The sequence below is a fragment of the Zooshikella sp. RANM57 genome (assembly GCF_050749885.1).
In the GTDB taxonomy this organism is placed as follows: domain Bacteria; phylum Pseudomonadota; class Gammaproteobacteria; order Pseudomonadales; family Zooshikellaceae; genus Zooshikella.
In genome coordinates this window covers 247,858-273,897 of record NZ_JBOIUB010000006.1, presented here as the reverse complement: position 1 = coordinate 273,897, position 26,040 = coordinate 247,858, and the positions used below count along the sequence as shown (strand labels likewise).

Here is a 26,040-nt window from a genome sequence, read left to right as displayed (position 1 = left end):
TTGGTGACGAGTACGACGAGTTTAGGCCCAATGCTGTCCATAAATGATTTGGTTGAGGCCAATCGTGATGTGCGATGCCCTTTTCGTATAGGCTTTCAAGGTGCTGATAGTCCTACTTTAACCCAGCTGAACTGTGAATATATTTTTAGGCTACTACCCAAGAAGCGCTTGGTCTGTCGTGCAAATACGAATGACAAACAGGTTTTAGTAAAGCTCTTTATGGGAAGTAATGCTGAGAAGTATTTGCAGAGAGAATTGCGAGGTGTTAATGCATTACAACAAGCGGGCCTGCAAACTGCAGATATAATTGCTTATGGTCCTGCAGCTCAAGGAGTTGGGCAGGTACTTGTGCTCTCGTACTTGAAGGGTACTGAAAGCTTACAAGCTCAATGGGACTATGTTAGTGATCAGCAATCACGTTTAGCTATTCTTAGACGGATAATGCCTTTAATTGCAGGTATGCATGAGGCTGGAATTAAGCAAAACGATATTCACTTGAATAACTTTCTTGCAGATGAGCAGGGACAGTTGTTTGTTGTAGATGGTGATGGGGTTGAAACGACTCATCAAGGTTCGTCCTTAGCGGAAAGTGAAATAATAGATAATCTGGCTTTATTATTTGCACAACTACCTCCTGAGTATGATGACTTTGTAAGTGAATTAATCACTGTTTATAATGCGCGCACTACGCATTTCAAGGTTGAAGTTGAAGCACTTTTATCCAGGCTAAAGTTTCGTCGTCACTGGCGCTTGCAACGTTACTTAAAAAAGACCTATCGTGACTGTACAGAGTTTGTTGTGAACCATAATTGGCAGCGTTACTGTGTAACTCGTCGAGAGCTGGCGACGAGGGAATGGCTTGAGTTTCTAGCAAATCCTGAAGCCTATATGGGTACAGGTAAAAGACTTAAAAGTGGTAATACAGCAACGGTAGATTTGGTGGAGGTTGCTGGACGTCAGGTTGTGGTTAAACGTTACAATATCAAGAATTGGCAGCACCGTTTAAGTCGCTGCTGGCGCCCTTCTAGGGCATGGGCGTCGTGGCGTAATGGGTATATGTTAACCATGCTGGGGATTTCGACCCCCCTTCCATTAGCCATGATTGAAGAACGTTTCGGCTGCCTTCGGGGGCGAGCTTATTTGGTTTCAGATTATGTTGAAGCCCCTGATTTATTGCATTGGTCTCAGCAAGAGGGTGCTCAGGAACAACTACCCAACATTAAAAGTCAGCTAAGTAAGCTTTTTTCTATTTGGCTGAACAATGGTATTAGTCATGGTGATCTTAAAGGAAATAACCTGTTAATCAGTGAAAAAATGGATATACAGGTTATTGACTTAGATGCAATGCAGATGCATTCAAATCAGAAACAGCATCAGCATTATTTTCGAAAAGACATGCAGCGATTTTTAAAAAACTGGACCAATAGTCCTGGATTGTGTGATGCCTTTGAACCGTTGGTTCAGCATATCAATGCACAGATAGAGCAGTTAAAATAGAAAAACTTAAGTATTAAATAAGTAAGCTTGATTCAAGCCCACTGCATTGAGTTTGCAGTTATAGCGATTTACCTGCATAAAAAACGATAAGTGTAGACATTAAGCTTGAAAGGCTTGAAAAAACAAAGAGGAAAGTCGTGTGGCATTAACGGTTTTGGGGTTATCTGGTGCACTGGGGCATGATCCTTCAGCAGCTATATATGTAGATGGTAAGTTGGTTGCGGCTGTCGAAGAAGAGCGTTTCCTTCGGGATAAGCATGCTAAAAATAAAATGCCAATAGAATCTACCAAATTTTGTTTGGCTCAAGCTGGCATTACTCCGCGAGATATTGATGTTGTTGCTGTGCCCTATGCTCCTATTTCACTAGCAACACCTGCACGTTGGCATTATGCAAAACGATACTGGTATGCTCCTGACCGCTCTCTGGATGCATTGTTAAATGGTAATCGCCGCTATCGTCGTTATGTTGGTCGTATCCGTGAAATGTTAGAGTCATTGGGTTTTGACTGGAATAAAATAGAGTTTGAGCCAGTAGAACACCATTTAGCCCATGCCTCAAGCGCATATCATCTAAGTGGCTTTAAAGAAAAAACAGCCATTATGGGAATTGATGGTAAGGGTGAATATGCCACAACCTTTTTCGGTTATGGAGAAAATGGCAAGATCCATAAAATTAAAGAGTTTTATGATCCGGACTCGTTAGGTGGTTTATACGGCGCTATTACCGAATATCTTGGTTTTGACATGCTTGATGGTGAGTATAAGGTGATGGGAATGGCACCTTATGGCGATCCTGACAAGTATGACTTATCACGACTTATTAAGTTTGATGGTAAAAACTTCGAAGTAAATACTGATTATGCCAATGTTATCGGACTGAGACGTTATAAAGAAAAGGGGCGCGGCTTTTATTTTAGTCCTAAGTTGATTGATTGGTTGGGACCTCGCCGTAAAGGCGATATGGCAGACGATCCATACATACATTATGCAGCAGCTATGCAAAAGCTGTATGAAGATGTCTCATTAAAATTAATGGATTACTATTTAGGCGATATTATTAAAGAGACAGGTTTGATTGCGTTTTCTGGTGGTGGGGCTTTAAATGTAAAATTAAACCAAAAAATTATTGCTCGTCCTGAGGTAAAAGAATTATTTGTGCAACCAGCTTCAGGTGATGCAGGAACTGCTGTGGGTGCTGCGTCTTATGTTGTAGAGAAGCGTGGTATTAAAGTTGAAAAAATGGAGCATGTTTATCTTGGTCCATCATTTAATAATGAGCAAGTAATTGAAGCATGTGAGCAACATGCAGAGAAGCCAAAGTTTTTACAAATTGATAATGTACCACAACGTATTGCTAAAATTTTATCTGAAGGAAACCCTGTGGCTTGGTTTCAGGGGCGGATGGAGTTTGGACCTCGTGCGCTAGGTCATCGCAGTATTTTGGGGTGTCCAAGCTTTAAAGGTATTGCAGACCGAATTAATGAACAAATTAAATTCCGTGAGCGGTGGCGTCCCTTTTGTCCAAGCATGCTGGATAGAGTTGCAAAAGAGATGTTCAAGGTGGACCATCCCGCGCCATTCATGACATTTACTTTTGAAGTAAATGAAGAATGGAAAGAAAGAGTACCAGAGGTTGTTCATGAGGATGGTACGTCCCGAGGTCAAGCGGTTAAGCAGGAATTTAATCCTCGTTATTATGCGTTGTTAGAAGAAATGGAAAAGCGGACAGGTAATGGTGTCGTTTTGAATACGTCATTAAATCGACGTGGTGAGCCAGTAGTATGTACACCGACAGATGCTTTGAACATGTTTTTTGGTTCAGATCTGCAATACCTTATTATGGAAGATATTTTGGTTGTCAAAGCTGAATTTCCTGCAGATATCCAAGAACCCATAAACTAATAATTAAGTAGAACAACTATAGCTCCTATTAGGAGCTATAGTTGTTTTTGAAAAGGTTAAGTCTATGTATGTATTGCAGCTTTGTCATGATTATAAGCCCCCTTTTTTAAGTGTGGCTAATCAATATGCTGCATTGTTTGAGGACACCCCTTTTAAGGTTGTTACAGTTTACTTAAAAGGGGAGCCGAAACCGGAAGTTATTGAGGCTTCTAACTCCGCAGAAGTTATTTTTTTAAATTATTCATCAAGGCAACTTCGTGGCTTGAAAAGAAAGCAAATAGCTGATTTAAAAAAACTAAATAATAAATTTAACTTCAAGTTTGTTTTAGCTCACCGATATAAAGCATTATTTATTGCATCTCATATACCTGGAGTTCCATGTGTTGGTATTCATCATGCATTTGGTGACTATCAGCGTTTAACAAGACGTTGGTATGCGAATAAGCATCGTGAGCGTTTATTTTTATTAGGTGTATCTGATGCAGTACGTGATGATATGCGTAGCTGCTTAACAAAATGGGATCCATCAAAAATTCAAACGCTCTATAATCGAGTTGATTATGAATTACTTAAGTCTCAATTAATTGATAGAGAATCTGCTCGTAAAAAATTAGGCTTGCCTCTGGGTAAATTTGTTTACGCAAATGTTGGCCGGCTGCATCCAGATAAAGATCAGGCAACCTTGATTAAAGCTTTTTCGCAAGTTATTCAAAAACAGCCCAATTCACTGCTTGCAATAATGGGAAGTGGTCGTCTCCAGAATGAGCTTGAAGGATTAGCTAAAACACTGGGGATTATGGATAGTGTTTTATTTTTAGGGCAGGTTAAAGAGGCTGCTAAGTATTTTAAAGCATTTGATAGTTTTGTTTTATCTTCTGACCATGAACCTTTTGGTATGGTCTTATTGGAGGCTATGGCGGCAGGACTACCTATTATTTCAACAGATTGTGGGGGGGCGAGAGAAGTTGTTTCAGAGTGTGGTTCTCTCTTTCCTCTGGGTGATGACACAGCGCTGGTAAATAAAATGCTTGAGGTTCAACGTTTTGACTCTGTAATGATAAACCAGCTGGTGGAAAGTATGGACAAAAAGGTAATCAATAATTTTTCCTATACTGCTGTTAAGGATTGTTTTTGGCAAATACCATTTGTTCAACAAATTAGTGGAGTTTCATGCCAGTGAACTGGTTGATTAAATGGCATATGCGGCATTGGAGTACGATTCCTTATTCTGCTTACTGTAAGGCATACAATCAATGGGGAGGGAGTTTTATTACCCACCCTGAAGTTATACAGGGTATTTCTGAACTACTAGAAATACCCGTCATGTACCAAGGACGCTATGAGGATGATAAGTTAGTAGCGGCTGTACCTACTTGGGGAAACTATATTGCAGGTAGTAAGACTGCATTAAAAAAACTCGGTAAACGAGGATTAATTGATGTTGGTAATCCTGAAGTGATATTGCCAATGAGCCCTAATATAAGAATTGTATTGCCTTACAAATCTGACTTTATTTCAGCTGAGCATCAGCCTCAACTTATTAATTTAAAAAGTAAAGGAAAGGCCCTTTGTTTCGCAAAAGGTTTCCATGCTGAGGGTTTTTCGAAGAAGTTTAAATATAATCATCGAAGAGAAATTAGATTATTTCAAGATGAGGGAGGCGAATTTACACCATTAAATAGTATACCTGCAGACCAACTGTGTGCGATTTATCTTGAACTTTTTGAAAAACGTTGGGGATTTAGTGCTAAAGGCGCTACTTTAATGCTAAAACTTCTTGAGAAGTTATATTCATTCTTAACTGGAAGCATTTTATATATAGCCGGTAAACCTATTGCCATCCAGCTGGTGTACCAAGTTGAAACGGTTCATCACCTAAGTGTGGAGTATGTAAATGGCGGAGTTAATCCTGCCTACAAGAATTATAGTCCGGGTAGTATTTTAAGTTTTACAAACATACAACAAGCACAAGAGTTTGCTGACAGCAAGAATAAATCATTACGTTACTCTTTCGGCTTAGCTGATAATGACTACAAACTTCGTTGGTGTAACAAAAGCCCAGTTTTTTTAACATGAATTTAATATGAATACTCAATCTGCTGCCTGGCTGAAAAAAAAGAAACAAAAAAACAAAATTAAAGCGTGCCTAATTATGTTGATAAGCATAGTGGGCGTTGCTCTTGGACTCTATTGGCAATCATTGTTATTGCTGTTGTTATTTTATATTGCACATGAGCTTTTTTGGTCAGACCATATTTTCTATAACCCTAAATCAGATTATTTATACAGCTTTCCTAATGCTATTTGCACAAAAGTGAAGCTGGAAGATGGTACCTTATGTCTGGTTAAGGGAGATGAATTAGTCAAATGTGACACGGCAGTACTTGTTATATCAATAAAGAGTGAGGTGTTTTTAGGCGCTGTATTCGATCCATATGTTGAAATCAGTGATGGTAAGCACATTGCGAAGCAGTATTTTGAAAGGGGATTAAAGGGAAAGAGATATATTAATATCAGTGATTGTCTGGAAAAACTCAATGATGGAGAAACTGTTTCTGTCAAGTTTAAATACTGTCAGGCTCAATTGTCCAGCGATATTGTAGTTTATGGATTTTGTAATGATGACTTTGTCAATAAGAAAACTTTAATTATTGCTCCACATGCTGATGATGCTGAATTAGCTGCTTTTGGCTTGTATAGTCAGGTAAAGGATGTTGCGATTGTTACGCTCACCGCTGGTGAGGTTGAAGCAGAAAGTTTCTCACATGTATATGCTGATGCTAAGAAGGCATCATTATTAAAAGGGCGGCTGAGAGCATTTGACAGTATTGCCGTTCCACAATGGGGGGGCGTTAAACCAAAGAATATCATCCACCTTGGTTATTTTTGTTTGCGTCTAAAAGAGATGTTTGATGATCTGAGTAAAACGACTATTTCATTAACGGCTGGAGTTGACTCAACAAAAGTGTTCAGAGAGTTTAATTCATTTTCACTTCCTAGTGATAAGAATAACCATGCTTCAGGAGAAAATTTGATAAGTGACTTGAAATTTCTGATTGAGAAGTATCAACCTGAAGTTATTATCATGCCACATACCCAGCTAGATCCTCATGAAGATCATATCTATACATCTCGGTTTGTTGAGTTAGCAATTAAAGGGTCTTCTTTTAAAGGTGTTAAGTATATACTTGGTTACGCTAATCATTTTCACTACACTGATATGCACCCCTTTGGACCTCCACATTCTATAGCATCTTTACCCCCAAATGTAGATATGATGCAGAGTCTTGATGGACTATATTCTTTTTCGTTAAGTGAGGATGTGCAAAAGAATAAAATTTATGCATTGGAAATGATGCATGATTTAAAAAGGCCTGTGAAACTTAAAAAATCTATTAGGTCTCTAGTTCAGAAAGTAATAGGAAGATCATATAGTAGATATGGATATGACGCATACTTTTCGAAAAATATAAAAAATAATGAACTTTTTTACTTAAAAAGGTTGAGAGATGAATATTAATCTAACATGTAGTTACGTTAGAAATTTTTTTTTGGTTTTGCTTTGTTTAGGATTTTTAATATTTTTTGCAGGTATTCAAGTTGTACCAGATGCAAGCAAGTGGCATACACAACTATATCTACTTGAGTTTCTTCCTGCGTTGGCCCTTTTCTTTCTTAGTTTTGTACACACAAAACTATATGTTAGATCTATTTATGTAAAGTTGTTATTGTTTTTGTTTGCTTACTTGCTGTTGAGTGAATTGATAAATCAAAGTGGTGATGCCTTAAAAGAATTTAAACAGATGCTACTCATATTTTTATTTTCTTTTTCTATATTTTATTTGATAGATAAGTTTGGTTATGAAAAAGTATTTTTTCCTTCGATTGTAATCGCCTGCTTGTTTGCATTGATAAGTATAGTTCAGTTCTTTTTTGAAAATAAATCATTAGATGCTGTTAGGTTTATTGGGAATGGCGTTCTAAGTAATCCTTTGTTGAGTTCACACTATTTTGGCTCATTGTGTGTTTTGACTTTAGGAACGCTTTTCTGTGCAAAAGACAGGAAAGTAAGATTTGTATTATTAGGGTGTGTGATAATATTTTTATTATGCTCATTGCTTACCAAATCAAGGACAACAATGGTTGGGTTATTGGGTGTTGTTGTTATCTATATTTATTTGATTATTATGGATAAAAAATCAGCTTATTTGAAGTGGGTGGCATTAATAATAACGTTATTTATTTTGTTTTTTATTTTGTTTGGGGACGAAATTATATCCAGAGGGGTATCATTAAGGCCTGATATATGGAGTGCATCCATTGATTTGATTATAAATAAACCCTTGTTTGGTTATGGTGGCAATGCAGGTTTTGAAGTGTTCATATCCAAAGTTAGCACCAGTTTTTATGATCCTCATAATATTCACTTAGCTTTTGCATACCACTATGGATTAATTGGGTTGTTATTCTGGATTTCTTTATTAGGTGTTTTGTCGATAGCTTGCTTGAGGTCTAGAAATTTATTAATTAATTACATTGGTTTACCTTTGCTTGTATATGGTGCTATTGCAGGTCTCACAGAAGGAGGGAATATTGTTGGCAGACCCAAAGAAGTCTGGTTTTTAACTTGGTTTCCGATCTCGATAGCTATAGGGCTTTTGGTAGTTGCAGGTAAAAATAGTAAAAAGCTGGTAAATCAAAATGGATAGAATAAAAATTTTACAGTTGCAACAAAAATACTATGTCAGAACTTCGGACTTGCATGAAGAAATTATAAAAGCGTTACCTAAAAAAGATTATGAGGTGACTGCAGGCTATTTTACTGGTGAGCCAGCCAGAGATAATATGATTACGGTTGCAGAAAAGAAAAAATATTTTAATCTATCGAAAAAGCAAATGAAAGGCTTTCGTTTTAAAGCAATTTACCAACTTTGGAAATATTGCAAAGATAAAGCATTTGATGTGATTATAACTCACAGGTTCAAGTCGTATGATGTTATGCTTATTGCAAATAAACTGCTTAAGGTAAAAAATTGTATTTCAGTAGTTCATGGTATTGGAGACTTTGACCGGGTTTATAGGCGATTAATTTCTAATTTACTTGTTGATGAAAAATGGACAATTATTGCTGTCTCTAAAACAGTAAAAGAATATCTTATAAAACAATGTAAATGTTTCAATGATTACAATGTAAAAGTTATACCTAATGCTGTTGACCTTGAGTATATTGAATCAAATATGCTTGAAAAAAATGCTGCGAGACAGGAAATAGGTGTTGATGAGAGAGATATTATAATTGGAACAATTGGGCGATTGGTGAAAGTAAAGGGACATGAATATTTAATAAAATCGTTTGCTAAAATTGCACAAGAAGATAACAAAATAAAATTACTTATAGTTGGTGGTGGTGGGCTTGAGTGCTCACTAAGATCTTTAGTAGAAGATTTAGAAATAAGCGATAAAGTCTTATTTGCAGGTGAAATCTTTAATGCGTATAAGTTTCTTAAAGCATTTGACCTGTTTGTGCTTCCTTCACTAGAAGAGGGTATGCCATTAGTGTTATTTGAAGCACTAATAGCGAAGGTACCTATTATTTCAACAAATGTTGGTGGTATTCCTGAAGTTCTCAATGCTGAGATAGCAAAATTAATTCCTCCAAGAGATATTGATAGCTTAACTGCTAAAATGAAAGAAATTTTGGATTTGTCAGTTTGTGAAAGAAAAAAAATTGTTAATAATAGCTATCATTATGTTAAAGAGAATCACTCTATTCAGAAGTATAGAGAACAGTACAAAAATATAATTGATATATAGTGGCAGTGTATATGACTGATAGACAAGCTAAGAATGATCTCCTGTACTTAGTGTATGGAGATAATGAGGTCTATTACAAACAGGCTTACTTTAGTATTTTAACTGCGTTGAATTGCTTAAATGTGAGCAATTTGGTAAGGATATGTGTGCTTACTGAAAAACCTGAGTTTTTTAAAAAGTTACCAGTTTTCGTTGAGAAACTTACATGTGACCAAAAAACTGAGTGGATGGGAGGTGGAACATATATACATAGAATAAAAACGTTGTCGCAAATATATTGGATGAAAAAGTATAAATCAAATACAGCATTTATAGATACGGATACGTGGTTTATTAAAAGTCCGGAACATATTTTTTCATTCGTTAATAATGACTCGTCCGTTATGTATGAATATGAGTCTGATGTTAAAGCATCTTTGCCTAGTTTATGTCATAAAGTGAAAGATCATGAGTTTAGTTTGGGGGATGGGCGAAAACTTAATTTTCAGGAAGGTCAGTTATGGAACTCTGGCGTTATTGGTCTTTCTTTTGACAACCGTTCTCTACTAGACGATGCGCTTTCTTTGATTGATAAGTTATATTTATTAACAAATGAGTATGTGACTGAGCAACTTGTGGTTGGTGAAGTTATTAGACAAAATACTAACCTTCAAGGTTGTCGTAATGTTTTATATCATTACTATGGAGCAGACCTATTATTTATTAATGATAAAATTTCTGTTTTTTTAAAGGAAAATGTTAACAAAGATGTAGCAGGGCAAGCTAGTTTAACGGCTACTTTTCCTTACGGTAGATGTGGAAAAAAATAAATTTCATGTTTTATTGATAAAGTTAATATCAAAAATTCTGGGTATTGATAAAGAAACAATGAGAGCTATTCAGGGTATTAAAATTTTTCTTTTAGACAGTGAAAATAGCTATTTTAAAGCGGATCAGTATAATTGGTTGATAAGATCTTATAATATCTTAAATGATGATTCTAATAATCCTAAATTATCTGTTAAGGCATATTCCTTTATTATTTTTTATGTTGGAAAGTTAATTAAATCGGAAAAGTTGCCTGTTGAAGAAAAAAAGGCTTGGATTACTATAGAAAGGAAACTGAGCTCGCTAGCAGTAAGGTGATCTATTTTAAAATATTGACATAATAGCTAAAGTTGCAGTTTCCTATAATGAGTTGGTTTTATGCTGGTAGAAAACCTTTTTCAGAAATTATCCAGCCGTCAGTAACCTTATTAGGTGGGACGTGGTTAATGTGGTTCAAGCTTTCCCATGCCGCCTTCTTCCCATATTTCTTGGGTAGCCAAGCGGCTGACTTCCAGTTCATAAAATGCAGATATAAAAACTCTCTATCACCATCAATATTATTTGTAAGCTTCCCATTCTTCCAATGCCATACTGTAGGGTGTTTTTCAGAACCATTTATCCATAAAATAGGCGAAAGAATAGTGCTATATTGTTCTTTAAAGTAGCAGTTTCTGTTGTACTCATTGAACATACCATAACATTTTCTTAACCAACTGGTGTATTTTTTATGGCGTAAGTATATTTTAGAAAACTTTGATTCATCGATACCATGATGCTTGGTATCTGCCATGAGCTGTTGCCAGTTTTTAATTAATTTGAATGCGGTTCGATTTTTTTTAGTATTTTTAAACAGAGCCAAATGACCTGAAATTCTATCCCAGTGAGTTGATATTAGGTTATGTGTTAGTACTTGCTCGTTATAAAAAGATCGTATATTTCCGTAAATAACATCAATATCACCAAAACCATAATAGTCATAATGTTTGATTTCGTCTTGATGTATAAAGCCTAAGGCTGGTTTTATATCACATAATTTATATGGATCAGCTTCTGCGAAATTAATATCTAATGCATCACTTATTTTTCTTTTGTAATCTTGAAAAGAAATAAAAGTAATTTTAACATTATTTGCTGTATTGTTAGGGGGAGGGCAGTCACTAAATAATAGCCAGTCAATGGTTGGGTTATGCTTGCAGGATTCTATATATAAGTCAATCCATTCAGGCCATTGCCCAAAATACGGTATGATGATTGCTATAGTTTTTAATGACATATTATTTTTTTAAGTATGAAACTGGGAGGTTAAGTAATCCTTTTACAACTTTTATATTGTAAAATTTAGGATCAATTGATCTTAAGATAGTTAATGCATATTTTGCATCTTTTTTGGAAGTTTTAACAAACATACTGAGTAAAAACTTATTTTTGACTTTGAGGTAATCAGGCTTATCTTTATATTTATAATAAGTTTTTAGGATTTCTTCAGTCATTAATTGGTAATTTTTATAGGTGTTGCTACTATGCTCCCGATAGTAGGCTAGAATATCACTTAAAATTGCAATTTTATAGCCATGAGAAGTGATTTTTAACCAAAGATTTAGGTCTTCCAGGCGAACATCAGTATCAAATCCTCCAACGGTGTTTAGTACTTCTGCCCGTATCATAACTGTTGGTGCTGCAGGACCTTCTTTTGATTGAGTGAACATTTTGTGAAAATCAACTTCTCGGTAAGGCTTAAGTCTTTGTTTAGATTTCACTTGGTTCTGTTCATCAATACAAATAATATTGCCACCACACACTGCTATATCTTCACGTTTTTCTAAGAAATTAACTTGTTTTTCGATTTTGTCATGAAGAATAATATCATCAGACCCTAAGGGGCAAATATACTTTCCCTTAGCGAGAGCAATAGCCTCATTTAAACTTGCTGAAAGGCCTTTATTTTCTCGATGTTTAAAAAAGAAGTTAAACTCTTGGCTTAATGCTTGTAGGATTTCAGGACATTTGTCTTTTGAACCATCATCAATAACAATCAGTTCAATATTGCTATAAGTTTGAGTTAAAACACTTTTTATGCAGTCAGTGATATAGTTTTCATGGTTATAACAGGATATTACGACTGAAACTAAAGGTTGTTGGTTAACCATTGATGGATTCCTGCTTGGCTTTTGATATTAATACTAATACATCGTCCAGCGCATCCTTCCAGCTGCGAATATCTATATCAAATCTGGTTTCAGTATCACTGATATCTAGCACAGAGTTTTTGGGTCTGGTTGCCTTTTGCGGATATACTTCGGAGGTTACAGCATTGATTAAAGGTTTTTTTTGTATAATGTTTAGGTCATAGCTTTTATAAATAATTTCAGATGCAAACTCATGCCAACTACAAATACCTTTATTTGAAAAATGGATAGTATCTAAGCCAGTAGGTTGATTTTGAAAAAGAAAATTCAGTGTAAAAGAGGCTAAGTCGTGTGCTGAAGTGGGCTGTCCTATCTGATCTTTTATAATTGATAGTTCTTCTTTTTTTGATGCTAGACTTATCATTGTTTTAACAAAGTTTGTATTAAAAATACTGAAAACCCAGCTTGTTCTAATGAGAAGTCCATTGGGGTTAATGGCTAGTATTGCCTGTTCACCTAACCATTTTGTTTTCCCATATACGTTAAGGGGAGCGCATTTAGCATGGGTATTGTAAGGCTCTTTTTTTTTGCCAGAAAACACATAGTCTGTCGAGAAGTGAACTAGGAAAATACCTCGTTTTTTACATTCAACAGCAAGGTTGTTTACTGCAGTGCTGTTAATTGCCAAGGCAGTATCGTAATCACTTTCTGCACCATCAACATTCGTATAAGCAGCCGTATTGATGATGTAATCTGGTTTTATTTTATCAAGTTCATTACTGACTTCTTGTGGATTAGTTATATCCAAATTATGTTGGTCTGTGGGTATAAACGTAAATGACGGAAATTTATTTGATTCACGTAATATTGATTGACCAAGCTGTCCATCAGCACCAGTAAGCAGAATTCTTTTATTCATAGAGAGGTAACTCCTTTTCGCTTACCTTGTTTAGCATAGGAAGCTTTAAGTCCTTTGGCGATAGTCTGTGATTTGGTATGTCAGGCCAATCAATTTTAAGCGTGGGATCTTGCCAAAATATACCGTATTCATCCTCTGGGTGATAATAGTCTGAACATTTATACTCAAAATCAGCTTCTTTCGACAAAACGATAAAACCATGAGCAAACCCTTCTGGAATAAAGAGCTGCTTGTGGTTATCGGCTGATAATTTAACAGCTACCCACTGACCAAATCGAGGAGATCCTTTGCGAATGTCGACAGCAACATCAAGTACTTCTCCGCGAGTGACACGCACGAGCTTTGCTTGAGGGTTATTTAGTTGATAGTGTAAACCTCGAATTGTGCCTGCTTGAGATTTAGAGCGATTATCTTGGACAAATGTCACTGTAATGCCATGCTGCCTATAGCGTTCAGCATTATAAGTTTCGTAAAAGAATCCTCGATTATCTTCAAAGACACGAGGTGTTATTTCAAGCACTTCCGGAAGTGATGTTTCTTTAACAATCACGATTATCTATCCTGCTTAATCAGGCTTCTTAAATAAGGGCCATAGTCACTTTTATCAAAATGCTTGGACTGCTGAATAAGCTGATCATCATTAATCCAACCTTTTTGCCAGGCAGTTTCTTCTGGAGCACAGATTTTAACCCCTTGTCTGGTTTCAAGTGCATGAACAAACTGTGAGGCTTCAAGTAAAGATTGATGAGTGCCTGTATCTAACCAAGCAATGCCACGGCCAAATATATTAACATTTAAGCGTTTTGCCTTCAGGTATATATTATTGATGTCGGTGATTTCCAATTCCCCTCTAGCAGAGGGTTTTAGATTTTCAGCAAAAGAGATGACATCATTGTCATAAAAATACAAGCCAGTGATGGCGAGGCTTGAGTTTGGGTTAGCAGGTTTTTCTTTAATATAAAGAGGGACTTTATTGTCATCCAGAAAAATAACACCATAACGTTCTGGATCGCTCACATGATAGGCAAAAATAGTTGCTCCAGGGGCCTTTTGAGCTTGGATCATTTGCTGCTCAAGGCCTTCTCCGAAAAATATATTATCGCCTAAGATTAAGCAGCATTTATCATTTTGTAGAAAGTCCTTAGCAATAATAAATGCTTGAGCAATACCTTCAGGATTAGGCTGGATGAGGTACTGGATATTTATACCCCATTGTTGTCCATCACCAAGAATTTTATTGAAAAGGGGGTAATCCTCTGGCGTTGTGATCAACGCGATATCTCTAATATCTGCCTGCATGAGGGTTACTAATGGATAGTAAATCATCGGCTTATTATAAATTGGTAAAAGATGCTTAGAGATACCTAATGTAATTGGATAAAGCCTGGTTCCTAAACCACCTGCGAGTATTATGCCTTTCATAGTTTAACCATATATTTACCCACGGAACTGAGGTTAAAGGCTTTTTTTAAGTATTGAGCGAGTAGACTAAACGTATTGCTAGCAGTTGATTTAAGTGAGCCTTTACCATTTTATTCACAATGGGATATTTCTTAAAATTGTTTGTTTTTTACCCAGTCTAAGTTATTTAAATACCATTGAATGGTTTTATCTAAGCCTGATTGAAATGTCTCTTTTGGCTTCCAGTGTAGTTCAGTTTCCATTTTGGTTGCATCTATTGCATAACGTGTATCATGACCAAGACGGTCTGTAACATGTTGAATGAGTTGCTCAAAGTGTTTTATGCCTTGAGGCTTATCTTCAATGGCGGTATCTAATAAGGTACAAATTGTTTTAACCACTGAAATATTGGTTTGCTCATTAAATCCACCAATATTGTATGTTTCTCCAACCCCACCATGGCCAAGCACAGTCATTATGCCATCAACATGATCATCAACATAAAGCCAGTCTCTCACTTGCAAGCCGTTCCCATATACCGGAATAGGTTTACCTTGAATAGCATGCATGATGGTAAGCGGGATAAGCTTTTCTGGGAATTGATAGGGACCGTAATTATTTGAACAGTTGGTGGTGATTATGGGGATATCATACGTCTTATGCCATGCTCTCACCAAGTGATCTGACGCGGCTTTGGAGGCTGAGTATGGGGAGTTTGGCTTATAGCGGCTTGTTTCAGAAAACAGACCTGTTTCGCCAAGGCTGCCAAAAACCTCATCTGTTGAAACATGGACAAATCTGAAGTCACTCTGATTGTTTTGTTGAAGGTGCTGTTTAGTCACTTCTAATAGATTATAGGTACCAATAACATTGGTATCTAAAAAGGCACGAGGATTTTGAATAGACCTATCGACATGAGACTCAGCTGCTAAATGAATAACAGCATCAGGGTTTTCCTTGGTAAAAATGTCCTGCAGCTCGTCTTTGTTGCAAATGTCTGTATGGTAAAAGGCATAACGATCAGACAAGCTACAGTGAGCAAGATTATCAATACAGCCTGCATAGGTGAGTTTATCAACATTAACCACATGATTTGATGTATTGTTGATAAGATGTCGAACTAACGCAGAACCAATAAAACCTGCACCACCTGTGACAAGGACTTTCATGTTAACTTAACACCTAACGAGAGTATTTAATGCATTGCTGATGGTTTGCTGATTTTTATTAGAAATGTAGCTTTGACTTGCTTTTAAATAAGCATCAATAAAGTCTATAGGTGACTGAGCAAAAAGCAGCGAGACATCATCTTTGTATCGAATGAGATGGTTGAAATTACGTATACGCTTGTTAATGGAAAGAGGCTTTCTGTAAAACTTCAAGTCTGCCACATCAATTAAACCTAGTTGATTATTATCTTGCAGCAAAATGTTACCCAAATGTAAGGAACGGAAATATATCCCTTTATTATGTAACGTGCTGATAAATTCAGCGATGCGTTTAATTAAGGTAGGCTCAATTGAACCAGAATTTGCTGCAGCAGCTGCTTCCCTAACGGTTTTTCCACTCAATGGTAAATAACGAACAATACAGCGTGGAGGCTTATTTATTTTAAACATGTCAATAACTTGAACACAGGGTATGCCTAGTTCGTTTAAGGCATGCGCGTTTTTAACAAAGCGTTTAGCATAAGGAAAAAAAAGAGCGGAAGAGATGAGCCGTTTATTGCGGAAAAGTTTGATATAGGATCCATCCTGTAACGTAACGACCTTTTCTCCGCAAGCATCTTCCTCAATGACAGTGGCTCCATCTTTTAACTGGTTGTATTCGCTTAAAGAGAGTAATTTCATTGCACCACTGTATAAGATTTACATGATATCAGTAAGGAAGCAGCAAGATTATGACTGAAAGTTAACTGGGGAGGTCCACTTTTTAACTTCATAAGTCAACTTATTGAGTACGACAAACACCTAAAAATGTTGTCCTGATTAAAGAAATTAGGAAAGAGGTGCTGCTGATTTAGCCTGTTTGTAACCTAGGCTATTGTACGCATGGACTTTTATAAAGCAAGAAGGATGTCGAGAGATGTGTTGTGTGTATTATGACGTTCTGATGGCAATCTGTGTTAGAATCCTGCGCCTAATACCACGTTATTGATTGAGGCATTATGAGTACAGATCCAAATTACCCTTCACAAAGTGGTTTGAATGTTTACTTACGTCTGCTCTCTTATGTCAAGCCTTATACAGGTTGGTTTTCGATTAGTATTTTGGGCTATATCCTTTTTGCCTTAAGCCAACCATTATTTGCCAAAATGATGGAATATTTTGTAGCAGGCCTGGAAGGTGCTGATTCAAGCTTGATTTATTGGGTGCCAATTGGGACGGTTATCATTGCCCTGTTTAGAGGATTGGGCTCTTATCTGGGGAACTACTTTATCGCACGGGTATCCTTGGGGGTTGTGCATGACTTGCGCTGTGCATTATTTGATCAACTGGTGTTACTACCTAATCATTACTTTGATAACAATAACTCTGGGCATCTGATTTCTCGTATTACTTACAATGTTGGTATGGTCACAGGGGCGGCAACAGACGCTATTAAGGTCGTGATAAGGGAAGGTTTCACGGTGACTTTTTTGCTGGGCTTCCTCTTTATTACCAACTGGAAGTTATCCCTCATCTTTGTGGGCATGGCACCACTCATTGCTTTGGTTGTCAGCAAGGCTGGTAAACGGTTCCGCAAATTAAGCCGGAAAATTCAAAATGCTATGGGTAATGTTACCCATGTTGCGTCAGAGACCATCAATGGTTATCGGGTTGTCCGCAGCTTTGGTGGCGAAGACTATGAGCAAAAGCGTTTTCATGAAGCGAGCACGTTAAATACCAAGCAAAATCTGAAAATGGTTAAAACATCTTCAGTTCATACACCTACACTGCAGTTTTTGGTACTTACCTCTCTTGCATTACTCATGTTCCTAGTACTTTTTATGCGTGGTGAGGCAACAGCTGCTGAGTTGGTAGGGTTTGTAACTGCCGCAGGTATGCTTCCCAAACCTATTCGACAGCTGAGTGAAGTGAATGCCACGATTCAAAAAGGGATTGCTGCCGCTCAAAGTATCTTTGAACAGATAGATGAACCGGCTGAAGAAGATAGTGGTGAGCATGTAGTGTCACGTACTGAAGGTAGACTGCAAATTAACCACTTAAACTTTTCCTACCCAAATACTGAAAAAACGGTTCTTAAAGATATTTCTCTACATGTAGAACCTGGTGAGACCGTTGCCTTAGTGGGGCGTTCAGGTAGTGGCAAATCAACGCTTGCGAGTTTAATCCCTCGGTTTTATGACATCGTAAGTGGGGAAATCCTGCTGGATGGTACTCCAATTCAGCACTATAAACTTCGTAATTTACGTCAGCAGATTGCACTAGTGACTCAGCAGGTAACGCTGTTTAATGACACCGTAGCCAACAATATTGCTTATGGTGATTTGCAGCACCGATCTTTGGATGAAATCCAGAAAGCAGCTGAAGCAGCTTATGCCATGGAGTTTATAAAAGACTTGCCTGAAGGATTGAATACCCTTGTAGGAGAAAATGGCGTGTTGTTATCTGGAGGGCAACGGCAGCGGTTGGCTATTGCTCGGGCTATCTTGAAAGACGCACCTTTACTTATCCTTGATGAAGCAACTTCAGCTCTTGATACGGAGTCTGAGCGAATGATTCAAAAAGCGCTTGATCAAGTGATGAAGGGAAGAACCACCATTGTCATAGCACATAGGTTATCCACTATCGAAAATGCAGACAAAATTGTAGTTATGGATAAAGGAGAAATTGTTGAAGTGGGCACGCATCAACAACTTCTTCAGCAGTCGGGTCATTATGCCAAATTGCATCACATGCAGTTTAAAGAAGAAGCATCCGAGTCCTCAGAAATCGCCGTTAACTAAATATGAGATTTAACTAATGAAGTTGACTATGCCTCGTTTTGATCGCAGTAGCGTGCTTGTTGTTGGCGATGTCATGTTGGATCGGTATTGGCATGGCGCTACCTCTCGAATTTCACCTGAAGCTCCAGTTCCTGTGGTCAGGGTGGGTGAAAAAGAAGACCGGCCAGGAGGTGCGGGCAATGTGGCATTGAATATTGCTGCTTTGGGTGCACCTGCCTATCTAGTGGGTGTAACAGGGGAAGATGAAGCGAGTCATGTGTTACAAACTTGTCTAGAGGCTGCTGGAGTATGGTGTAGTTTCCAGCAGGTTAAGGACGAGCCAACAATAACCAAGCTCAGAATTATCAGTCGGCATCAGCAGCTAATACGTCTTGACTTTGAAGAGGCCTTTCAGTCCCTTGATGAAGAGGGTTTGACTGAGCGGTTTAGTAGCCCTTTACAAAGTGTCGATGTAGTGGTGATTTCTGACTATGGTAAAGGTGCTTTAACGAATCCTCAGCGATTGATTCGAGCCGCAAAGGCTGCTGGAAAACCTGTTCTAGTGGATCCCAAAGGAACCCATTTTGCTAAGTATCGAGGGGCCACGTTAATCACTCCTAATTTATCAGAGTTTGAAGCAGTTGTTGGGGCTTGTCCTGATGAAGCCACGCTCACGAAAAAAGGGATGGAGTTGTTAGCAGAACTTGAGCTGGAAGCACTATTAGTCACCCGAAGTGAGCACGGCATGACTCTATTACGGCCTTCGGGTATCCCATTACATTTACCTGCACAAGCGAAAGAGGTCTTTGATGTGACGGGGGCTGGTGATACGGTCATTGCAGTTCTTGCTTCAGCTTTGGGTGCAGGTTTGTCACTTCCTGAGTCAGTTGCACTAGCTAACCTGGCTGCAGGTATTGTTGTAGGCAAGCTGGGAACTGCAACAGTAAGTGCTCCTGAGTTGCGTCGTGCACTTCAAGGTGAGCCAGATCTTGAGAAAGGTGTAATGACAGCGGATCAGCTCTTAAGCACAGTGGAAGAGGCAAGAGCGCAAGGTGAAAAAGTTGTCTTCACTAATGGCTGTTTTGATATTTTACATGCAGGCCATGTGGGCTATTTAGAGCAAGCACGTGCACTGGGTGACAGGCTTGTCGTGGCGATTAATGATGATGCTTCAGTGCGCCGTCTCAAAGGTGAAGGACGACCTGTTAACCCCGTTGATCGACGTATGACGGTATTGGCTGGGTTGGCGGCGGTGGATTGGGTTGTGAGCTTTAATGAAGATACTCCTGAATCCCTACTGCAAAAACTAAAGCCTGATGTTCTGGTAAAAGGTGGGGATTATACTGTTGATGAAGTCGTTGGTGGAAACATTGTGCAAAGTTATGGTGGCCAAGTGGCCGTATTGGATTTCTTAGATGACTGCTCAACAACTGCGATAGTGAACAAAATTAAAGCACCTAAGCTAAGTAATGAATAACGGACTTTGTTTGGTGCATACTGCTTTGAGCTTGCTAAGCATTAGTTCCTTTCTGAAAAGGTCTGTTATTGCTATTTACCCAAATACCTTGGCTATCGCAAAAATACTCTGACAGGTAAAGTCTTTTAGTATCAATTATAGGTATGAGTTGGCCACTGTGTAAGGTGGCTACTTTGCCTGTTAGTTGGTCACTCTCATTAATTTCTGCCCAAATCACCAATGCATTCTCATTAAATCTAACTTCAACATGTTGTGACTGATCATTCCAGACATCTTCACAATGGAAGAGTGATAGCTTTTCCTTCTGAATAAAGTCAGAAAGAAGTTTAAGCTCAAAGTAGCTTACTAGCTGAGCAGATTGTGTGGATTGATGCAGATAAAGATGGCACTGCTCTCCCTTTAGTTGATTTTTGTAATATGTCGCTATTCTGTGATGGGGGCGTTGTGCCTGTGAAAGCATGATTGTTGTTTGAGATTGTGAGTGGAGGGGGACTGATGGGTAAACACGAGGGAGGGGCTTTTGGTCAAAGCTTGTGACCAGGCACTGCCTTCTATCAGGTGTTAGCCATAGCAACTCTTCGGCAACTTCTTGTAATACAGTATTTTGTGGTGAAGATAATGACTCTGAGGGTACGTAGCCTGAAGGGAGCTTGAGTACAGTATCGCCAAAATCTGGTCGGATCTGAGGGACTAGTAGCAGCCAGCGACAGCCCTGCAAGCGCACAGTAATATGTGCTGAAACCCCAAGGTTATTAAGTAGGATGCAGGCCACATTACTGGAGCAATTGGCGGGTTTAAACGTTGATCTGCTTGCTGAAGCCCTTAGTTGCTGCAACTGAGTAAAAGATAATGCTCCCCCCCAGCTTTGGAAATGAGCTTGGTAGCTTGAATCAAGGCGCTTAATTAGCCAGAGACTTTGGCGATATGTTGAAAAAAGACTACTGCTGTATGTGTGCAGCAAAGTACCAGAAGCAAGCATATTTAAATTAATCAAGGACCTCTGAAATACAAGCGGCATTATGAGCCAAGTGGGCTGGGGTAATGGTTCCCACAATAGTGCTTGTAACCGCTGGGTGGGCAAAGATGAACGCCATACTCTTTTTAACTGGGTCGCCATCCTCTAGGCAAATATGGCCGCTACCTAACGCTTTTTTGACAAAGATGGCTTTACGATTAGCGGCTGCGTAATCAAGAACAGGTTGCTCTGTTTGATCTGTCAGGTTATAGGTTGCCATGACAATATCCGATTGGCTTGCGGCTAAGATACCACCCTCAACGGTTTTGGTAGACATACCAAAGGCACGTATTTTTCCAGTTTTTTTGAGATCACTTAAGTAATCCAGGATACCAAAGTGCTGGATAATCTGCTCGTCATTACCATCTGAGTGCACGAGCACCATATCCAAACAGTCTACGTTGAGGCGTCGGCAACTTTGCTCAATGCTTAGCTGTGCAGCTTCTGGAGTAAAGTCAAAAGAGGACTGGCCTTGTTCAAATGACTCACCCACTTTTGTACAGATGAGCCAGTCATTTTTAACTTTTGGTAAGAGTGAGCCTAAACGCTCTTCGCTAGCACCATAAGCGGGGGCTGTATCAATCAAGTTAATACCAAGCTCTCTTGCGTGAGATAGTAAATTTAATACAGCTTTATCATCTGGGATTGAAAACGGTTTGGGGTATTTAACCCCTTGGTTTCGACCCAGCTTAACGGTACCTAGTCCTAAGGCTGAAACCCACAAATCAGTACTAGCCACTTGTCGGCGTAGCATTAGAAAAAGTCCTCCCAAAATGGTGGAGCGATGGGTGCCAGTGGCAGGTTACTTGGTAAATCTTGGGTATTACTTTGGTCAGTAGCTGGCTGCGTACTTGGAGTAATCGCATCAAGTTGCAATAGATTGATGACTTCATCAGCAAGGTTGGGTGCTAATGCAAGCTTAGTTGGCCAACAGATAATGCCATTGTGCATAGGTTTGCAGTAAGCCGCATCTGGACGAATATAGGAAAGCTGCTTAGGCTCTGCACGGTTGACATGTAAGGTTGCCCATTGAGCGCTGGAAAAATCGATCCACGGGAGTAACTTCTTCAGTTCTTTCTGAGCAATTTCAATCTGTTCGCTTGCAGAGCGTTTTACCCCTGTCTCTGCGATTTCACCACCTAAATACCAAACCCAATCACCTTCTGCTGTTGGATGACTGGATACTGTAAGTCTAGGTACAGTACTGGTACCAATACAGTGGGCATACAGAGGATCAGGGTGGCTATGTTTAACCATTACCATATGGAGTGGACGTGTTTGCTGCTTAGGCTCATTGATCCCCCACTTGTTCATGAGTGAAGCTGTACCTTCTCCAGCGGTGAAGACATATCGTTTTGCAGTGAAAAGGTACTCAACATCTTGATATTGAAGCTTTATACCCGTTATTTCGTGCTGATCATTGGTTAGCAGCTGGGTTGAGTTTTTCCAGTCAACCTTAATGGCTTGTTGTCTTATTGGCTTTACTAGTTCATCAACTAAGCTAGGTATATCCAACACTAACTCATTAAGTTGATAAACACTGCCTTTGAATTGAGGGTGTTTAAAAACTTGAGGAATACTGTCAGGCTTTAGTGGAGTGACACGCCCTCTTAAGGCTTTGCTGGCAAAAAATGTGGTGAGTTTTGATCCAATTCCAGCAGTAGACCAGAGGTAGTGATGGGGGGAGAGCACTTTAACTTGGCTGAGATCAAACTCACCAACACCATCAAGACACTTGCGCCAGCGGTCTGGCATGCCAGCAATACATTCTGAAGCTTTGGTTAAGTTGCCTGACAGGGCATACTTGGTGCCACCATGGATGATGCCTTGCGATCGAGAGGTTTGAATGCCTCCAAGTTGGTGTTCTTCAAGTAACAGGGTTTGGAGTCCATGCTGTCGCAGGGCACTGGTTAACCAAAGGCCTGCAATACCTCCGCCTATCACAATTACATCAGTTTCTATACGTACTTGCTGCATATGCATCTAACTGCTTGCTCAACCAATAAGGAATCTGGGAGTATACGCCAGCAAGCTGAATTGGTCATCTCTCTGCAGGGTTGATGAGTTAGTATGCTGTGCTGTATTCATCATTAATCATCGTAACTTGGTTTGATTCATCGTTGGTTGGGAGAAGTCATTGCTTTCACGCCTGTTTTATACGTTGTTATTTTATAGCCTAATGCCATTTGTGCTGTTGAGGCTTAGCTATCGAGCGATTAAAGCCCCTGACTATGCGAAACGTTGGGGAGAGCGTTTTGGTCGTTTTGCTTCCCGAGATTTAAGTCGGCCGGCAATTTGGGTGCACTCCGTTTCCGTTGGTGAAACCATTGCTGCGATTCCACTGATAAATAAACTAAAAGAATGCTACCCCCAACATCAGTTGGTAGTGACGACAATGACCCCTACGGGATCGGCACAGGTAAAAAGTAAGTTAGGGGATCAGGTGTTTCATGTCTACGCTCCTTATGACTTACCAGGAGCGGTGCAGCGTTTTTTAACAAAAATTCAGCCAGAGTTAGCGATTATGATGGAGACAGAGCTTTGGCCAAACATCATTGCAGCTTGCGACGCTCAAGAAATCCCTGTGATATTAGCAAACGCCCGCCTTTCTCAAAAATCAGCCAATGGTTATGGGAAGTTCAGGTCACTAGTAGAACCTATGTTGAGTCAGCTATCTCTTGTCGCGGCTCAGGACCAAGCATCTGCTAACAGGTTTAAAGATTTAGGAGTTGAGTCGGATAAGGTCTCAGTGACTGGAAGCATTAAGTTTGATCTTCAACCAGATCATGCACAAGTTACTACAGGGCAGGGCTTGAGGCTGCAATGGTTAGAACAAAGTAAGAAACAAACGGTTTGGGTAGCTGCAAGTACACATCCTGGCGAGGACGAACTTGTATTAGCTGCTCACCAACAGCTGCTGAAGTCACATCCAGATTCACTACTGATACTCGTGCCGAGGCACCCTGAGCGCTTTAACCAAGTGGCAGCATTACTTGAGCAGAATGGCGTCAACTATATTCGTCGTACCAGCCAACAATTACCGAATGAGCAAACTCAAGTTATCTTAGGTGATACTATGGGTGAGCTACTGATTTTCTTTGCTGCATGTGATGTGGCTTTTATTGGAGGTAGTTTAGTGCCTCATGGCGGCCATAATATGCTGGAGGCATCAGCGCTTGGTAAACCTGTTCTGACAGGGCCTCATGTTTTTAATTTTATGGAGATCAGTAAGCTGCTGACTGAAAGTGGTGGATTACAATGGGTTAATGATGCAGAAGCCTTAGCTATGGCAGTTGAAAAGCTATTAAAGTCTCCAGCTCAAGCAGAAGCAGTAGGGCAGAATGGATTGCAATTGGTTTCTCAGCACAGAGGTGCGGTTGACCGGCTACTTGTCCACATTGCAGCAGTCATTGGTTTGGAACGAGGTGCCACTATAAACTCCCATTTCAAGGAGTAACTCAAGTTAAGTTAAAATAAAGTGAACCAGAAAAGTAACTTCTTTTAACGTTAATAAACAAAGGGCAAATTCAAGCCTAAGAAGTTTCACCTGTATTGAAACATCTAGGCTTGAGTATGCAGTAAAACACTTATATGGATTGTTATCGATAGTTTAGTGGTGGGAGTAGTTCAGTATTTTGCTTTTTTGTAATCCAGTTATTCAGCGTTTTTAAGTCACGTTCATCTAAGGTTCCAGAGGCTCTTCTTAAGCGCAAAGAGTTAATAATATAGTCGTAACGAGCATTGAGGTAGTCTCGTTGTGAGTTATAGAGAACTTGTTGTGCTTGCAACACGTCAATGATATTCCGTGTACCGACCTCATATCCACTTTCTGTGGCCTCAAGCGCACTTGTAGAAGAAATAGTGCTTTGCCAGCGTGCATCAACTTTCTGTACATCGGCAACAATGGTGTTGAAGAGGTTACGTGTATCCTGGAAGGCACTGCGCTGAGCAAACTCCTCTTGTTTTTGAGCTTGTGTCAGTTTATGTGTGGACTCTCTAACTTGAGAGCTGGTTAAGCCACCAGAGAAAATGGGTAGATCTACTTGGAGCTTGTACACAGTGGTATTCGATTTGCCAGAATAATCATCAATTGAAGTGCTACTTGAAGCACCTGCGGTGTGATCATACTGTGCAATAGCATTAACCGTTGGCGCATGGCCTGATTTATTTTGTCTTAACTGCTCTTCTGCTGCTCGAACGGAGTCTCGTGCAACTTTTATATCCAGGTTCTGCGTCATTGCATTGTCAACCCAGTCCTTCCGGCGGTTTGGGATAGGGGTTTTGACAGGCATTTGCTTATCAAGCTTGCCAATTGACGATATGTAATTACCGGTAATGGTCCTAAGTTTTTCCAGACTGACATCAACATCATTTTCGGCCACTATCCGATCAACGCGTGCAGTGTCATAACTTGCTTTGGCTTCTAAGACATCAGTTTTTGCCACAAGCCCCACTTCGAAGCGTTGCTCAGCTTGATCATATTGGCGTTTGAAGGCAGCTTCTTTAGCCTTAGCTGTGGCTAACGTATCTTGTGCCCGTAAAACATCAAAATAAGCTTCTGATACACGTAAGATAAGTTTTTGTAATTCAAGCTGAAATTGGTGTTGGGCTTGCTCTGTTAAAACTTTAGAGCGTGTGTAACTAAACCATTTACTTAAATCAAACAGAGGTTGTTGCAGGGTGGCAGACCAACCATGTGAGTTATAACTACTGGTCCGATTAGTAGAGGCTAAATCATTGGCATCTAATTGGTGTTGCTTTATTTTCTGTGTATTGGTACTGGCTGAAATCTGCGGCAAAAGCTGAGATCTGCCCTGATCATCCAGCTCTTCACCTGCTTTTAGTGCGGCTTTGGCTGCAGCAAACTCAGCATCATTTTCCAGTGCGAGTTGATAAACCTCCATTAAATTAAGAGGCTCTTCTGCAACAGAGGACAGGGGGACGAGGACTAATGCTGTCACCAGAAACCATTTGGGTGAACGTCGCTTTTTCATAATAAAAAGATTCCTGAGCTTTTGGGGTTCTCGTCAGATCGGTTGGCAAGAACGAGTGTGCTGTTATAACAAAAAACTGTACTTAAGTTGTTAATTATTGCGCCAAACAATATTCAATAAGAGAAGATTATCAAATATTGATGTGTAATAACAAAGAGT

Annotated in this window: 23 protein-coding genes; 12 read left to right on the top strand and 11 right to left on the bottom strand. The window is 39.2% G+C overall.

Annotated elements, in window-relative coordinates; genetic code table 11:
* Nucleotides 1-3: 3 nt before the first annotated feature.
* The 9 genes from ACQ96U_RS14640 to ACQ96U_RS14600 all read left to right on the top strand — a co-directional run bounded on the left by ACQ96U_RS14640 (nt 4) and on the right by ACQ96U_RS14600 (nt 10,339).
* Entirely contained in the window at nt 4-1,497 is a 1,494-nt protein-coding gene (locus ACQ96U_RS14640; RefSeq protein WP_431722015.1) for a lipopolysaccharide kinase InaA family protein, read from the top strand.
* Nucleotides 1,498-1,636: 139 nt separating this feature from the next.
* On the top strand, nt 1,637-3,400 hold the full coding sequence (locus ACQ96U_RS14635; RefSeq protein ID WP_431722014.1) for a carbamoyltransferase family protein: 1,764 nt from the start codon (nt 1,637-1,639) through the stop codon (nt 3,398-3,400).
* Nucleotides 3,401-3,464: 64 nt separating this feature from the next.
* Nucleotides 3,465-4,580, top strand: coding sequence for a glycosyltransferase (locus tag ACQ96U_RS14630; RefSeq protein ID WP_431722013.1), 1,116 nt, complete (start codon nt 3,465-3,467; stop codon nt 4,578-4,580).
* The gene (locus ACQ96U_RS14625) at nt 4,571-5,476 is read left to right on the top strand and encodes a GNAT family N-acetyltransferase (protein WP_431722012.1); all 906 of its coding nucleotides are present in this window, start codon (nt 4,571-4,573) and stop codon (nt 5,474-5,476) included. The genes ACQ96U_RS14630 and ACQ96U_RS14625 overlap by 10 nt, the downstream gene beginning before the upstream one ends.
* Nucleotides 5,477-5,483: 7 nt before the next feature.
* On the top strand, nt 5,484-6,920 hold the full coding sequence (locus tag ACQ96U_RS14620; protein ID WP_431722011.1) for a PIG-L deacetylase family protein: 1,437 nt from the start codon (nt 5,484-5,486) through the stop codon (nt 6,918-6,920).
* Nucleotides 6,910-8,109, top strand: a complete 1,200-nt coding sequence (locus ACQ96U_RS14615; protein WP_431722010.1) for an O-antigen ligase family protein — start codon at nt 6,910-6,912, stop codon at nt 8,107-8,109. The genes ACQ96U_RS14620 and ACQ96U_RS14615 overlap by 11 nt, the downstream gene beginning before the upstream one ends.
* Complete coding sequence (locus ACQ96U_RS14610) at nt 8,102-9,214, top strand: glycosyltransferase (protein WP_431722009.1); 1,113 nt, start codon at nt 8,102-8,104, stop codon at nt 9,212-9,214. Before ACQ96U_RS14615 ends, ACQ96U_RS14610 begins: the two co-directional genes overlap by 8 nt.
* 11 nt (nt 9,215-9,225) lie before the next feature.
* A complete protein-coding gene (locus ACQ96U_RS14605) occupies nt 9,226-10,023 on the top strand; it encodes a hypothetical protein (protein WP_431722008.1) in 798 nt (265 codons plus the stop codon).
* Nucleotides 10,010-10,339: a hypothetical protein gene (locus ACQ96U_RS14600; protein WP_431722007.1), complete on the top strand. Its 330-nt coding sequence runs from the start codon at nt 10,010-10,012 to the stop codon at nt 10,337-10,339. Before ACQ96U_RS14605 ends, ACQ96U_RS14600 begins: the two co-directional genes overlap by 14 nt.
* A gap of 58 nt (nt 10,340-10,397) precedes the next feature.
* On the opposite strand, the gene ACQ96U_RS14595 is transcribed toward ACQ96U_RS14600, so the two are convergent.
* From ACQ96U_RS14595 to ACQ96U_RS14565, 7 genes are all read right to left on the bottom strand, one after another.
* A complete protein-coding gene (locus ACQ96U_RS14595) occupies nt 10,398-11,294 on the bottom strand; it encodes a DUF6625 family protein (protein ID WP_431722006.1) in 897 nt (298 codons plus the stop codon).
* Between the two features lies 1 nt (nt 11,295).
* Nucleotides 11,296-12,168: a glycosyltransferase family 2 protein gene (locus ACQ96U_RS14590; protein WP_431722005.1), complete on the bottom strand. Its 873-nt coding sequence runs from the start codon at nt 12,166-12,168 to the stop codon at nt 11,296-11,298.
* Nucleotides 12,161-13,066, bottom strand: a complete 906-nt coding sequence (rfbD, locus tag ACQ96U_RS14585) for a dTDP-4-dehydrorhamnose reductase (protein ID WP_431722004.1) — start codon at nt 13,064-13,066, stop codon at nt 12,161-12,163. The genes ACQ96U_RS14590 and rfbD overlap by 8 nt, the downstream gene beginning before the upstream one ends.
* Entirely contained in the window at nt 13,059-13,616 is a 558-nt protein-coding gene (gene rfbC, locus ACQ96U_RS14580; RefSeq protein ID WP_431722003.1) for a dTDP-4-dehydrorhamnose 3,5-epimerase, read from the bottom strand. Before rfbC ends, rfbD begins: the two co-directional genes overlap by 8 nt.
* Before the next feature lie 2 nt (nt 13,617-13,618).
* Complete coding sequence (gene rfbA, locus ACQ96U_RS14575) at nt 13,619-14,488, bottom strand: glucose-1-phosphate thymidylyltransferase RfbA (RefSeq protein WP_431722002.1); 870 nt, start codon at nt 14,486-14,488, stop codon at nt 13,619-13,621.
* Nucleotides 14,489-14,619: 131 nt separating this feature from the next.
* Complete coding sequence (rfbB, locus tag ACQ96U_RS14570; protein WP_431722001.1) at nt 14,620-15,636, bottom strand: dTDP-glucose 4,6-dehydratase; 1,017 nt, start codon at nt 15,634-15,636, stop codon at nt 14,620-14,622.
* A gap of 6 nt (nt 15,637-15,642) precedes the next feature.
* A complete protein-coding gene (locus ACQ96U_RS14565; protein WP_431722000.1) occupies nt 15,643-16,317 on the bottom strand; it encodes a hypothetical protein in 675 nt (224 codons plus the stop codon).
* 317 nt (nt 16,318-16,634) lie between these two features.
* On the opposite strand from ACQ96U_RS14565, the gene msbA reads away from it, so the two are divergent.
* Entirely contained in the window at nt 16,635-18,416 is a 1,782-nt protein-coding gene (gene msbA, locus ACQ96U_RS14560; RefSeq protein ID WP_431721999.1) for a lipid A export permease/ATP-binding protein MsbA, read from the top strand.
* A 16-nt stretch (nt 18,417-18,432) separates the two neighbouring features.
* Nucleotides 18,433-19,872, top strand: a complete 1,440-nt coding sequence (gene hldE, locus ACQ96U_RS14555; RefSeq protein WP_431721998.1) for a bifunctional D-glycero-beta-D-manno-heptose-7-phosphate kinase/D-glycero-beta-D-manno-heptose 1-phosphate adenylyltransferase HldE — start codon at nt 18,433-18,435, stop codon at nt 19,870-19,872.
* A 34-nt stretch (nt 19,873-19,906) separates the two neighbouring features.
* Here hldE and ACQ96U_RS14550 read toward each other — a convergent pair whose 3' ends face one another.
* Genes ACQ96U_RS14550 through ACQ96U_RS14540 form a run of 3 tightly spaced genes read right to left on the bottom strand, consistent with a single transcriptional unit; the run spans nt 19,907 to nt 22,864 of the window.
* Nucleotides 19,907-20,866, bottom strand: coding sequence for a hypothetical protein (locus ACQ96U_RS14550; protein ID WP_431721997.1), 960 nt, complete (start codon nt 20,864-20,866; stop codon nt 19,907-19,909).
* The gene (locus ACQ96U_RS14545; protein WP_431721996.1) at nt 20,859-21,641 is read right to left on the bottom strand and encodes an aldo/keto reductase; all 783 of its coding nucleotides are present in this window, start codon (nt 21,639-21,641) and stop codon (nt 20,859-20,861) included. Before ACQ96U_RS14545 ends, ACQ96U_RS14550 begins: the two co-directional genes overlap by 8 nt.
* On the bottom strand, nt 21,641-22,864 hold the full coding sequence (locus tag ACQ96U_RS14540) for an FAD-dependent oxidoreductase (RefSeq protein WP_431721995.1): 1,224 nt from the start codon (nt 22,862-22,864) through the stop codon (nt 21,641-21,643). The genes ACQ96U_RS14545 and ACQ96U_RS14540 overlap by 1 nt, the downstream gene beginning before the upstream one ends.
* Before the next feature lie 160 nt (nt 22,865-23,024).
* Between ACQ96U_RS14540 and waaA the strand changes: the two genes are divergently transcribed.
* Nucleotides 23,025-24,344 (top strand): lipid IV(A) 3-deoxy-D-manno-octulosonic acid transferase, encoded by a 1,320-nt coding sequence (waaA, locus tag ACQ96U_RS14535; RefSeq protein WP_431721994.1) that lies wholly within the window; start codon nt 23,025-23,027, stop codon nt 24,342-24,344.
* A 142-nt stretch (nt 24,345-24,486) separates the two neighbouring features.
* Here the strand turns inward: waaA and ACQ96U_RS14530 are convergent, their stop codons facing one another.
* Nucleotides 24,487-25,881 (bottom strand): TolC family outer membrane protein, encoded by a 1,395-nt coding sequence (locus tag ACQ96U_RS14530; protein WP_431721993.1) that lies wholly within the window; start codon nt 25,879-25,881, stop codon nt 24,487-24,489.
* Nucleotides 25,882-26,040 lie beyond the last annotated feature (159 nt).